The organism is Advenella mimigardefordensis DPN7, assembly GCF_000521505.1.
Taxonomy (GTDB): Bacteria; Pseudomonadota; Gammaproteobacteria; order Burkholderiales; family Burkholderiaceae_B; genus Advenella; species Advenella mimigardefordensis.
This window is the reverse complement of record NZ_CP003915.1, coordinates 2,209,276-2,222,464: the sequence shown is the minus strand read 5'-3', so window position 1 is coordinate 2,222,464 and position 13,189 is coordinate 2,209,276. Positions and strand designations below refer to the sequence as shown.

The 13,189-nt window shown below is 52.7% G+C and carries 12 protein-coding genes; 1 reads left to right on the top strand and 11 read right to left on the bottom strand.

All coding sequences use genetic code 11. The annotated features are described in order from the left end of the window. Positions 1-6 precede the first annotated feature (6 nt). The 11 genes from lpxD to rpsB all read right to left on the bottom strand — a co-directional run bounded on the left by lpxD (position 7) and on the right by rpsB (position 11,884). Positions 7-1,098 (bottom strand): UDP-3-O-(3-hydroxymyristoyl)glucosamine N-acyltransferase, encoded by a 1,092-nt coding sequence (gene lpxD, locus MIM_RS10215; protein ID WP_025372658.1) that lies wholly within the window; start codon positions 1,096-1,098, stop codon positions 7-9. Next, positions 1,095-1,712, bottom strand: coding sequence for an OmpH family outer membrane protein (locus tag MIM_RS10210; protein WP_025372657.1), 618 nt, complete (start codon positions 1,710-1,712; stop codon positions 1,095-1,097). Before MIM_RS10210 ends, lpxD begins: the two co-directional genes overlap by 4 nt. Before the next feature lie 116 nt (positions 1,713-1,828). Then, the gene (gene bamA, locus MIM_RS10205; protein WP_025372656.1) at positions 1,829-4,198 is read right to left on the bottom strand and encodes an outer membrane protein assembly factor BamA; all 2,370 of its coding nucleotides are present in this window, start codon (positions 4,196-4,198) and stop codon (positions 1,829-1,831) included. A 111-nt stretch (positions 4,199-4,309) separates the two neighbouring features. Next, positions 4,310-5,644 (bottom strand): RIP metalloprotease RseP, encoded by a 1,335-nt coding sequence (rseP, locus tag MIM_RS10200; protein ID WP_025372655.1) that lies wholly within the window; start codon positions 5,642-5,644, stop codon positions 4,310-4,312. A gap of 5 nt (positions 5,645-5,649) precedes the next feature. Further along, complete coding sequence (dxr, locus tag MIM_RS10195; RefSeq protein ID WP_025372654.1) at positions 5,650-6,822, bottom strand: 1-deoxy-D-xylulose-5-phosphate reductoisomerase; 1,173 nt, start codon at positions 6,820-6,822, stop codon at positions 5,650-5,652. A 41-nt stretch (positions 6,823-6,863) separates the two neighbouring features. Continuing rightward, complete coding sequence (locus MIM_RS10190; RefSeq protein ID WP_025372653.1) at positions 6,864-7,751, bottom strand: phosphatidate cytidylyltransferase; 888 nt, start codon at positions 7,749-7,751, stop codon at positions 6,864-6,866. 10 nt (positions 7,752-7,761) lie between these two features. Next, on the bottom strand, positions 7,762-8,529 hold the full coding sequence (gene uppS, locus MIM_RS10185; protein ID WP_025372652.1) for a polyprenyl diphosphate synthase: 768 nt from the start codon (positions 8,527-8,529) through the stop codon (positions 7,762-7,764). 50 nt (positions 8,530-8,579) lie between these two features. Then, on the bottom strand, positions 8,580-9,140 hold the full coding sequence (gene frr / locus MIM_RS10180) for a ribosome recycling factor (protein ID WP_025372651.1): 561 nt from the start codon (positions 9,138-9,140) through the stop codon (positions 8,580-8,582). A 9-nt stretch (positions 9,141-9,149) separates the two neighbouring features. After that, a complete protein-coding gene (gene pyrH / locus MIM_RS10175) occupies positions 9,150-9,863 on the bottom strand; it encodes a UMP kinase (RefSeq protein WP_025372650.1) in 714 nt (237 codons plus the stop codon). Between the two features lie 200 nt (positions 9,864-10,063). After that, entirely contained in the window at positions 10,064-10,939 is an 876-nt protein-coding gene (gene tsf, locus MIM_RS10170; RefSeq protein ID WP_025372649.1) for a translation elongation factor Ts, read from the bottom strand. Between the two features lie 195 nt (positions 10,940-11,134). Continuing rightward, entirely contained in the window at positions 11,135-11,884 is a 750-nt protein-coding gene (rpsB, locus tag MIM_RS10165) for a 30S ribosomal protein S2 (protein ID WP_042070204.1), read from the bottom strand. A 451-nt stretch (positions 11,885-12,335) separates the two neighbouring features. On the opposite strand from rpsB, the gene map reads away from it, so the two are divergent. Then, a complete protein-coding gene (map, locus tag MIM_RS10160; protein WP_025372647.1) occupies positions 12,336-13,139 on the top strand; it encodes a type I methionyl aminopeptidase in 804 nt (267 codons plus the stop codon). Positions 13,140-13,189: the final 50 nt, after the last annotated feature.

The window sequence follows — 13,189 nt, the reverse complement described above, 5'->3', positions numbered from 1 at the left end:
CGGATATTATGCCTTTTCCAGCGCGCGAATGCGACGACGCAATTGGGCAAGCTGCAGCAGAACCGCTGCATTCTTCTGCCAGGCTGAGTGCTCGGCCAGCGGGTACACACCGGTATAGCGCCCCGGCTTGCGAATGTCGGACATCACGCCGCTGGCGCCGGAAATATGCACATCATCGCCCAGCGTAATATGGCCTGCGAGCATGGCTGCACCCGCAATAGTGCAGCGCTTGCCTATGGTTGTGGAGCCGGCGATGCCGACACAACCGGCCATTGCAGTATGGTCTCCAACCTGTACGTTGTGCCCGATCATGATCAGATTGTCCAGCTTCACATCATTGCCAATGACGGTATCATCCAGTGCACCGCGATCAATCGTGGTGTTCGCGCCGACTTCGACATCGTTCCCGAGCGTCACACCGCCAAATTGAACGATTTTGGACCAGCCACCCGGCTCCTGCGTTGCATCCGGGGCAAAACCGAAGCCATCGGCCCCCAGCACGGCACCGCTATGGATAATGCAGCGCGCGCCCATGCGGACATCTGCATACAAGGTTACACGGGCATGTAACAGACTATCAGCGCCAATCTCGCATTGGCGGCCAATGACGCAGGAAGGGCCAATGGTCACGCCATCGGCAATCTGTACGTTTTCTTCGATCACCGCATGCGGGCCGATGGCAACGTTATTGCCAATGCGGGCGCTTTCATGAATGACGGCTGTGGGATGGATCGTGCGCGCAAGCCGGGCAATACGCTGTTTCTCAAACCATTGACTCAGGCGTGAATACAGCAGATATGGATTTTCGCAACATACTACCAGAAAGGGCGTATGTGATGGGAGATGCTCAAGCGCCCGGGCGGGCAGCATGACCGCAGCCGCCTTTGTCGTCGCTAATTGTTCAAAAAATTTGGGATTGGACAGAAAGCTGATTGACTGCGCACCGGCATGCGTCAGGGAGGCGATACCCGTGATGACCGGCATCGCCCTGCCCTGCGGATTTTTTATTTCCCACTCCAGACCCTGTGTATCGGCTGCGCTAAGCAGGCGGTCCAGCGTTACCGCTTGAACAGTCTCTGGATCCTGCGCCATGCTTATTTACCGTTATCGAGAGCTTTGATAACCGTATCGGTAATGTCAATACGCGGACTGACGGTTACCGCATCCTGCACAATCAGGTCGTAATTCTCTTTTTCAGCAATATTTTTGATCGCTGCATTTGCCTTTTCGACAATGCCGGAAAAGGCTTCATTGCGACGGCGGTTGAAATCTTCCTGAAATTCACGACGCTTGCGCTGCAGATCGGTATCGAGATCGGACAATTCACGCTGGGCCTTGGTGCGGTCTGCATCAGACATGACAGGCGCGTTCTTGTCGAAATTTTCATACTTGGTGCGCAACGTACTGGCCAGCTTCTGAAGTTCAGCGTCGCGTTTTTTGAACTCACCTTCGATTTTGGTCTGGGCGTCTTTGGCTGGTGCGGAATCACGCAGAATTTTTTCTGTATTGACAAAACCGATTTTGATATTGGAAACCGGAGCACTGTCAGCCGCAGCCGGTGCTGAAGAGGCATTCGCCGGTTTTTTGTCAGCAGCTTTGCCGGCAGTTTGTGCAAATGCAACAGAAGATGCAGAAACGCCGAGCACAGTAGCCACAAGCAACTGGTTAATTGTGCGTTTGTTGAACTTCGTATGTGCCAAGCTAAAACTCATATACATTAACCTTCAGAGAAAAAATTGATTATAGCGTTAAAAAGCAGGCGATGACGTCTGTCGCCCACCTGAGGCGACTGCAGACGTGTTACAACAGACTACTCGCGGCAATAGAATTAGAATGAAGTACCAATCTGGAATTGGAACTTCTGCTTGTTATCGCCAGGCTTGGGTCTGATCGGATGCGCATAGGAAATTTCCAGTGGCCCCAGCGGGGACTGCCAGGACAAACCTACACCAGCCGAATAGCGCCAGCCGCATGGATCCTCGACAATTCCACCTTCATCAGCATTACCGGTCGTGCAGGTTGACTTCCCTGTTGTGCCAATCCTGCCAGCATCGGCAAAGACAAACCAGCGCAATGAACGGTCATTATGTGTACCAGGGAACGGCAGATACAATTGGACATTACCAACCACCCGGGTTGAACCGCCAAGATAATCGCCTGAAACCGGATCGCGGGCACCCAGAGAAGCGCCCTCATAGCCACGTACCGAGCCAATACCACCGGCATAAATGTTCTTGATGACCGGGAACGGCTTGTCTTTAGACAGTGAGCGGCCATAGTCGGCACTCAGATTGAAGGCCAGCGTATAGTCCTTGCCCAGAGGGAGGTAATACTGCTGCTGCGCACTTAACATGTAATATTTCAGATCACCTACGCCCAATGTACCCTGTACGGAGCTCAGATAACCGCGCGTTGGCGCCAGCGCGTTGTCACGGGTGTCTTTTCTCCAGCCCAGATTGAGCATCAGGACATTAGTAGACTCGCCATAATCATCCACAAAGTCCCGATAGGCCTTAGGAATCAGATAGCCGGAATCTTCGCTTGGTAACTTGATTTTGCTGTTTTCGAAGGTTGCACCCAGGATGATCCGGTCATTCTCGGAAATGGGTACTCCAAAGTTCATTCCCAGGCCGATAGTGCGGGTGCGATAGGAATCCTCATCCTGCTCAACGTTATAGTTAAGCGGCGTTTCGGTACGATAGTACAGCGAAGTGGTGCGACTGATGCCGCTGGTTGTCCAGTACGGATCGGTATGGGTCAGGCTGATATTACGATAGCGTTTACTGGTGTTTACCTGCAAACCAAGATCGGTGCCGGAACCAAAAATATTTTCCTGGCTGATACCGGCAGTAAATGACAGTTTGTCTGTCGTACCATAACCGACACCGAGATTGATCAGGCCGGTCGGCTTTTCCTTGACGTCCACATTCACATCAACCTGATCGTCGGTACCGGCAACCGGCATCTGTGTCACGTCGACGCTGTTGAAATAACCAAGACGATTGATCCGGTCCTTGGACTGGGACAAACGGTTTTCATCGTACCAGCCGGCTTCCTGCTGGCGCATTTCGCGTCGGATGACTTCATCACGCGTGCGCACGTTACCGCCAATATCGATACGGTTTACATATACGCGACGACCGGGGTCGACAAAAAAGGTCAGATCGGCTTCCTGGGTTTCCTTATCGGTTACCGGATTGGCATTTACGTTGGCAAACGCGTACCCCAGGCCACCCAGATAGTTCTTGATGGCATCGGTCGTTTCTTTCGCCCGTTCTTCACTATATGTTTCACCGGGCTTAGGTACGATTAATGCCTGCAGCTCATTATTCAACCCCATCAGGTTACCCGCCAGTTGCACCTTGCGCAATTTATAAGGCTTGCCTTCATTGACGGTCAGGTTGATCGATATATCTTCACGATCGGGGGTGATATTGACCTGTGGCGAATCCATGGAGAAATCCAGATAGCCGCGATCCAGGTAATATTTGCGAATATTTTCCGTATCCGTATCCAGTTTTTCACGCGAATATTTATCCGTGCCCGTATACCAGGTCATATAGCCGGGTGTGGTCATGTCCATCTGATCGCGCAACGTGCCTTCGGAGAAGGCTTCATTGCCTACAAAATGGATGTCACGAATACGCGAGATACCGCTTTCCTGCACATTGAAGCTGATGCCGACCCGGTTATTGGGCAATGGCGTAATTGCTGAAGTGACTTCTGTGCCATAATGACCTTTTGAAACATATTGCGACCGAATTTCGTTTTTGGCTCGTTCAAGCAGGGCTTCATCGTATGCGCGCCCTGCGCCGAAGCCCACGCCCGACAGTGTTTCGGTAATGGTTTTGCTATCAAAGGCCTTCATGCCATCGAACGTGACCGATGAAATGACCGGACGTTCTACCACATCTACGTACACAATCCGATTGCGCGTGGAAATATTGACGTCATTGAACAGCCCGGTAGCAAAAAGCCGCTTGACCGAGTCTGTCGCTTCTGCTTCTGTAAACTGTTTGCCCACACGGGCCGGAACGTAATTGAACAGGGTTGCCGGATCAGTACTGCGTAAACCCCTTACCTGAATATCCTGCACCACGAATGGTGCAAATGCAAAAGATGCCTGCGGAAGAATGAGCATTGCGACCAGAGCCGGGATCGCTTTCTTTTTCATTGAACTAAGCTGTCTCAAAGACATTCGGACTTTCCTTGTGGATTCGGATATGCATAAGCGCTAAATTGTATGTCAGAACGCAGCGTCTTGTCAGCAAAATCCTTGTATGTTAGTACGTTAGAGGCCATACAGATGTTACCCGGTAATTCTCATAACATCATTGAGAAATGCCACGACCATCAGAGCCAGCAGCAGCATATAGCCCACCGCCAGCCCCTTCTCCTGCACAAATGCCGGCAAGGGACGGCCCCGCAGGATCTCGAAAAACGCAAATAGCATTTGCCCACCATCCAGACCGGGGATAGGAATCAGATTAAGTACACCGATACTGATGGTGATGAGGGCGATGAACTCCACGAATCGCTCCAGCCCCAGACTGGCAGACTTGCCGGCATAATCGGCAATGGTGACCGGTCCGCTGATATTCTTCCAGGACACCTGGCCTATGAGCATTTTGCCCAGCATTTTTACCGAAAACCAGGCAGTATCGAGTGTACGTGTCGTAGCCAGCGCCACGCTTTCAAATACGCCGTAGCGTACGAATGTCATTGGATACCCGGACTGCAGCGCTACGCCGATCTTACCCTGCGATACGCCATCCGTGCCCTGCGTCGGGCGAGGCGTGACGTCCAGGGTGAGGCGCTGACCATCGCGCAGCACAACCAGGGGCACCCGCTGCCCGCCGTTTCGCTCGATTTCTTCGATAAACGCCCGAGCATCCGGCTCCACGCGGCTGCCTGCCTGCATAATGACATCACCCTGTTTTATTCCGGCTGCCTCGCCGGCACCGCCGGCAATCACCTGCGCTGCTACGGGGGGCGGCGCATCAATATCCAGTCCGTTCAGTCTGGACAAATTCACCCCTTCAAGATCCTTAGGCGCCGGCAGTAAGGCAATCGTCACATCTCTATCGGTATTGTTCTGAGCACGCAGCTGCAAGGTGACAGACTGCCCCAGAATCATGGGCTCCAGCAACTGCTGCTGCAATTGGGTCCAGGAATGGATGGTGGTACCATTGACGCCGACCACCTGATCTCCTTTCTTCACACCCGCGACCTGCGCCGGCGTTCCATTTTCCGGCGCGCCCAGTATTGCCTTCGGCACATTACTGCCTGCCATATACATGACAGAATAAATAAGAATGCCCAGCAGCAGGCTGAAGGCAGGCCCTGCTGCAAAAATCAGCATACGCTGCCAGGGCGACTTCTCACTCATGGCTCCCCTACCCGGCCGGCCCATGGCGCCCGCCTCGGGTTCGGCCTGCGGCTTGACGTACCCACCCAGCGGCAGCGCCGAAATAACCCATTCGGTGCCATGCCTGTCGCGTCGACTAAGCAGCACCTTACCAAAGCCCAGCGAAAACCGCTCCACATACACGCCGCACACTCTTGCGGCCAGATAGTGCCCCAATTCATGAAAAGCAACGACGATACTGATCGTAATGATGAAAAATACAATACTGGAGAGCATAATAATCAGACTGAAGCAGGTAAAAACGCCCTGGCGCGTTCGCGAACCAGGAGGTCTAGCTGGAAAACATCATCAATGTGACCGATAGCGCTGTCCTGACCGCTTTGCCAGTTCAGCGCCTGCTCAATCACTTGGGCGATTTGGGTAAAACGCAGCCCTCCTTGCAGGAAATGAGCGACAGCGATCTCATTGGCTGCATTCAGGGCAATGCATTCGGCCTGGCCTGCACGTAACGCTTCAAACGCCAGTTTCAGACAGGGAAACCGCCCAAAATCGGGAAGCGAAAAATTCAGTTGCTGCAGCTTGCGCAAATCAAAGGCAGGCGTATTGCTATCGATGCGCTCCGGATATCCCATTACATAAGAGATCGGGATGCGCATATCCGTATTACCCAGTTGGGCCAATAGAGACCCATCAATAAACTCGACCATGGAGTGGACGGTGCTTTCCGGATGAATAACGACATCGATCCTGTCGGCAGGCAAGCCGAACAGAAAATGCGCCTCAATCACTTCCAGGCCTTTATTGAGCATGGTAGCCGAATCTACGGATATTTTCTGCCCCATACTCCAGTTAGGATGACGACAGGCCTGTTCCGGCGTCACATGCTCCAGTTCCTCTATAGCCGTATTCCGAAACGGGCCGCCCGAGGCAGTAAGAATAAGCCGCTGTATGTGCTGTTGTTCCCGGCCATTTTGCAGGCACTGGAAAATGGCATTGTGTTCACTATCCACAGGCAATAACTGCGCGTTATGGGCCTGTACCGTTTGCATAAACAGCGAACCCGCAGCAACCAACGCCTCTTTGTTGGCCAGTAAAATACGCTTGCCCGCCTGCGCCGCCTCAAATGCCGATGCCAGGCCGGCGATGCCTACAATCGCCGCCACCACACAATCGGTTTCTGGATCCCGGGCTGTTTCGCACAGCCCCCGTTCGCCCATCCTGATCTCTGGCAGCGCCTGATGGGCAGGCCAGTTCGCGCGAAACACATCAACCGCAGCAACGTCGGGAACGATCACAACTTTGGCCCCAAACTCAAGCGCAAGCTGCGCCAGCTTCTGCATACGTCGCTGGGCGCTAAGTGCATACACACTGAACCTATCTGGATGGCGGCGCACAATATCAAGCGTACTGTCACCAATCGAGCCGGTTGCTCCGAAAATCGTAATATTCTGCATGGATCTTCTTTTCCGGAAAAGTGTTTGGGCGCGAGCGCCGTTTAATAATAATGCCGGATCAGCATCCACAGGGCAAGCACCAGCGGCGTAACCGAGAGGATCGAATCAAACCGGTCCCAGAAGCCACCATGCCCAGGCAGCAGATTGCTTGAATCCTTGACGCCGGCACGGCGCTTGATCAGCGATTCAAACAAATCGCCGATCATGGAATAGATAGCCAGCACCGCACCCACCAACAACACCACAACAGCGGGAAAATACTGGTGCACGTACGCTGCAAAACTGCCTTCGATAAACATGGTGGCCAGCATCCAGATAACCGCCGCAACCAAACCGCAGATCGCACCAGATCGGGTTTTGCCCGGACTGATGGCAGGCGCCAGTTTGGCTCCGCCGAAATGCTTGCCGCCAAAATAGGCGAAGGTGTCTGCGCACCAGATAACGGCCAGAAACGAGAAAATGAACCAGGCCCCATGTTGTTGGTGCAGCATGGCCAGCGCCAGCGCGCTGCCGCCAACGATAATGATAGCAGCCAAGCTGATGAGCGTACTCGCCGCTGTACGCTGCGTATCAGCACGACTCAGAATAAAGGGCACCACCACAGTCCAGAACAGCGCGCCCAATGCAGCAACAGCAGTGGCCATCTGCCCCATCCAGCCAGCCCATGGCGCCCCTGGAATTGCGGCACCGGGTCCGACTACCGCTATATCATCAAACCCGGAGATCGCTACCCATCCGGCCGCAATCAGATAAACAAGGGCAATCATTCGGGCCGCGCTGGCCGTAGCGGTTAAGCGCAGCCATTCCCACATAGCAATCGCACTGGCGATGGCAATGAAAACGCGAAAACTGACTGGTGGCAAAAACACGGTAACCAGCAACAGAACGATCAACAGAACGACCGCAGTAATGATGCGCTGCAATAACATGCGCTCTCCTTCAGGCGGACGGGGAATCATCCGAAATTTGCGCGCTGGTCCGGCCAAATCGGCGTTCCCGCCCACGATACCACTCTATGGCCCGATCCATGTCTTTGGCACCGAAATCAGGCCAGTAACAGTCGGTAAAATACAATTCGGTATAGGCAAGCTGCCAGACGAGAAAATTGGAAATACGGCTTTCGCCGCCTGTACGGATAAACAGGTCGGGTTCCGGCGCCCAGTGCATGCACAGATATTCATTGAGCATTTGCTCGGATACCTGCTCTGTCTCCTGGGCCAGTTCCGGATGAGCCTGCAACATTTTGCGAAATGCCTGCAGGATATCCCAGCGGCCGCCGTAGTTGGCCGCAATGGTCAGTGTCAGGCCGCTATTGCCATTGGTCACGGCTTCAGCGTCCCGGATCAGTTTCTGTAAATAAGGCTCGAACGGCGACAGATCACCCACGACCCGCAGCCGGACATTATTGCTGTTCAGGCGAGACACTTCCTTTTCCAGCGCCTGCACAAAGAGCTTCATGAGCAGCGACACCTCTTCCTGCGGCCTGCGCCAGTTTTCTGAACTGAATGCAAACAAGGTCAGGTAGTCAATGCCGTTGGCACCGCAATATTCCACCACCCTTCGTACCGCCTGCACCCCTTTGGCATGCCCGGCCGTTCGGGGCATGAACCGGCGGGTTGCCCAGCGCCCGTTGCCATCCATGATAATGGCGATGTGCCTGGGTATGCTGCCGGTCTCCGGAACGCAGAGTGTGGAACTTGATTTCATGAGTTGATCTATTCAGTTATAAACAATGCCGTAAAAAAGTACCGGCACGATCAAACCGTCATGATTTCAGCTTCTTTCTGCGCAACGATCTTGTCGATTTCAGCAACGAAGCGATCGGTGAGCTTTTGGATGACATCCTGGGCGCGACGGTCGTCGTCCTCGGAAATGTCTTTATCCTTGAGCAATTTTTTAAAGCCGTCGTTCGCATCACGGCGCAGATTGCGGACCGCCACCTTGGCGTCTTCGCCTTCGTTTTTGATCACTTTTACCAGATCACGACGACGATCTTCTGTTAAGGCGGGCATAGGAACGCGGATGCTATCTCCCATGGACACCGGATTGAGACCCAGGTCGGATTCACGAATTGCCTTTTCAATAGGGCCAGCCATCTGCTTTTCCCAGGGCTGAACGCTCAGGGTGCGGGCATCGACCACATTGACTGCCGCCACCTGGCTGACAGGTACGGCAGAACCATAATAGTCCACAGAAACGTGATCGAGAATGCCGGCAGTGGCACGACCGGTGCGAATTTTGGACAAATTCGTTTTCAGCGTGTCCAGTGATTTGTTCATACGGCTCTCAGCCGATTTCTGCAATTCGGAGATACTCATTTCTATCCTTTATACGTGTACGAGCGTGCCTTCATCTTCACCGCAAACCGCGCGGGCAAGCGCCCCGGGTTTGTTGATGGAAAACACCTTGATGGGCAGTTTCTGGTCGCGACACAGCGCAAACGCCGTGGCATCCATAATTTCCAGGCGACGCGTAATCACTTCGTCGAAGCTGATACGGGAATAGCGGGTCGCAGTGGGATCTTTATTGGGGTCAGCTGAATACACACCGTCAACTTTGGTTGCTTTCAGGACGATCTCTGCTCCAATTTCTGCGCCTCGCAATGCGGCAGCCGTGTCAGTTGTGAAAAAGGGATTGCCGGTGCCTGCTGCAAATATGACAACTTTGTTTTCTTCCAGATAGCGCAACGCCTTGGGGCGGATATACGGCTCGATGACCTGGTCGATATTCAGGGCAGATTGTACGCGGGTGACGACGCCGTGCCCTTTGAGTGCATCCTGCAACGCCAGCGCATTCATGACGGTAGCCATCATACCCATGTAGTCAGCGGTTGCACGGTCCATGCCCTGTGCGCCGGGCGCAACACCGCGGAAAATATTACCGCCACCAATGACAATGGCCAGCTCCACGCCCATACGCGAAACCTCGGCAATTTCACCGGTCATGCGATTGATGGTACTGCGGTTGATTCCGTAGGCGTCTTCGCCCATTAATGCTTCACCCGAAAGTTTTAAAAGCACACGTTTGTATTTGCTGCTCATGGCCGAACTACCTTAGAAAATTGACACGCTATTGTAACCACTCTGGCTACCACATTTACGGAATTCAAAAAGAATCCCCTTAAAAGGGGATGCTTTGGACTGATAACCCGTAAGGGATCAGGTGGCCTGTATTATATGGCCGGAATATTACGGGACGCGCTTTCCTGTACCAGGAAAAACGCGACCGTAATAACGAGAAATTAGTTACCGGCAGCTGCCGCAGCAACTTCTGCGGCAAAGTCAGTTGATTTTTTCTCGATACCTTCGCCAACCACGAACAGAGAAAAGCGGCTGATTGCGCCTTTTCTCTCTTTGAGCATTTGCTCAACGCTTTGCTTGTCGTTTTTAACGAAAGGCTGGTTCATCAGGGTTACTTCCTTGAGGAATTTAGCGACAGAACCCTCAACCATTTTGGCAACGATCTCGGCGGGTTTGCCTGATTCAGCCGCTTTTTGCTCAGCAACAGAGCGCTCTGCGTCGATATCGGCTTGCGCTACACCTGATGCGTCCAGCGCTTTAGGCTTGGTTGCGGCAACGTGCATGGCAAGATCTTTACCAACTTCAGCATCACCCTTGTAGTCAACCAGAACGCCAATACGGCCGCCATGAACATAGCTGGCCAGCTGGTCTTCTGTTTCGAAACGGCTGAAACGACGAATGGCCATGTTTTCACCCACTTTACCAACCAGTGCGGCACGGGTTGTTTCAACAGTACCCTCACCCATTGGCAAGTCAGCCAGCGCAACGACGTCAGCAGGGTTTTTTTCTGCGATCAACTGGGCAACGCTATTGACAAAACTGATGAAATCTTCATTTTTGGCAACAAAGTCGGTTTCGCAATTGACTTCTACAACGGCACCGCTTTTTGCATCAGGGGCAATATACAGACCAATCAGGCCTTCAGCGGTAACACGTGACGCAGCTTTGCTGGCCTTGCTACCCAGTTTGACACGCAGAATTTCTTCTGCTCGCGCCATATCGCCCTCTGCTTCGGAGAGGGCTTTTTTGCATTCCATCATGGGAGCGTCGGTTTTTTCCCGTAACTCTTTGACCATTGAGGCGGTAATCACAGCCATGATAACTCCAGTTAAATGTATTAAACGATCCTGCCATGAGGCAGGAAAGAGAAGCGACCCGGAACAGGCCCGTGCCACTCGAAACGGTGACAATAGCAGGCGCGGATGACATGATGACGGCAAACCGCGCTGCGATTATTGACGGTTTTGACGAATGCGCCCGTGAGCGACGGGCGCATTGTGCTGCAGTAAAGCTTAGTTGCTTTCCGGAACTTCTTCGACGAACTCTTCTTCACCCTCGACGATGGTTTCAACCACGCCGTTCAGGTTTTGCTCGCGACCTTCCAGAATGGCGTCTGCGATGCCTTTTGCATACAGTGCGATCGCTTTGGCAGAGTCATCGTTACCAGGGATAACGTACTCAACGCCGTCAGGAGAGTGGTTGGTATCAACAACAGCGATAACCGGGATACCCAGTGTGCGGGCTTCCTGAATAGCAATTTTGTGGTAGCCAACGTCAATCACGAACAGTGCGTCAGGCAGCGTGTTCATATCTTTGATGCCGCCGATAGACTTGTTCAGCTTGTCCAGTTCGCGATCAAACATGAGGCCTTCTTTTTTGCTCATGCGCTCTTTGCTACCATCAGCAATAGCGGCTTCCATGTCTTTGAGGCGTTTGATGGATGTTTTGACCGTTTTGAAGTTGGTCATCATGCCACCCAACCAGCGGCTGTCTACGTAGGGCATGCCGCAACGAGCAGCTTCTTCAGCAACGATTTCACGTGCAGCGCGTTTTGTACCCACGAGCAGAACGTTACCGCCACGTGCAGCGATCTGGCGTGCGAATTTCTGGGCTTCCAGAAAGTTGGCAACGGTTTTTTCCAGGTTGATAATATGGATTTTGTTACGATGACCAAAAATGTACTGAGACATTTTAGGGTTCCAGTAACGTGTCTGGTGACCAAAGTGCACACCAGCTTCAAGCATTTCACGCATTAATGACATGATTTATAACTCCAAAGGGTTAAGTTCCAGCACCGTCTTGATATTGATTTTGTTGTATATAATCAACACCCTAGGAAAAACGGCGCGCTATTAAAATAAAAAAACAGACTACACTGACATTTTTCAGCATTTTCCCGCAACAATTCCCAGGTATCTGTCGTTGCCACATATTCGTGCAACAATCAGGCTATTAAGATCAGGCAAAAATCAGGCTACTGACTACTCAGCCGTGCTTTCGCTAACCTGCTGAAATACCTAGATCCTGAATGCTTACTTCGAATGCCTGCTTCTATAAACACCTGCTAAATACCCGCTGCTATAACGCTGCTATAAATATCTGCCAGATCCCTGCTGAACCACCTGTTAAACGACGGCTTTTACCAAAGATAGGCAAACAATCCCGGGAAAGCCTATAATTCTACTATTATTTCACTCATTTACTCAAGTAGTTATGGCCACACTCACAAATCAGCAAGACATTGATGCCATGCGCGCAGCCTGCGAAGATGCCGCCAGGGTCCTTGACCATATCGCACCGCACATCAAGCCAGGCATCACGACCGGCGATATCGACAGGATATGTCACGATTTCATGAAAGAGCTGGGCGTTGAATCGGCCACTATCGGTTACCAGCCCCCTGGCTACCCGCCTTTTACCGGCGCGGTGTGCACCTCGGTTAACCACGTCATTTGCCACGGCATCCCGGGTGACAAAAAGCTCAAATCGGGCGATGCACTCAATATTGACGTGACGATCATCAAAGATGGGTGGTTCGGCGACACCAGCCGCATGTTCTATGTGGGTGCGCCATCCATTCTGGCCCGGCGCCTGACCGAGATTACCTATGACTGCATGTGGCTGGGCATTGAACAGGTTCGCCCGGGTGCAACTCTGGGCGATATCGGCCACGCGATTCAAAAATATGCCGAAAGCAATGGTTTTTCCGTGGTCAGGGAATATTGCGGACATGGTATTGGCCAGCGCTTTCACGAAGACCCGCAAGTACTTCATTATGGCAAACCCGGCGAAGGCCTCGTACTGAAACAGGGCATGGTATTCACGATCGAACCCATGATCAATGCCGGCCGCAGGGAAACGCGGGTATTGGCAGACCAGTGGACCGTTGTCACGCGTGATCATAGCCTGTCTGCACAGTGGGAGCATACGCTGATCGTCACCGAAAACGGCTACGATGTATTGACCCGCTCGCCAGGTATGCCGGCCCCGCCCGCTTTCGTTAAAGGTCTTTCCTGATACTGCCGGTTTTGCACGCCAATTTAGCGCGCTATTAGGCCCGAAGGACA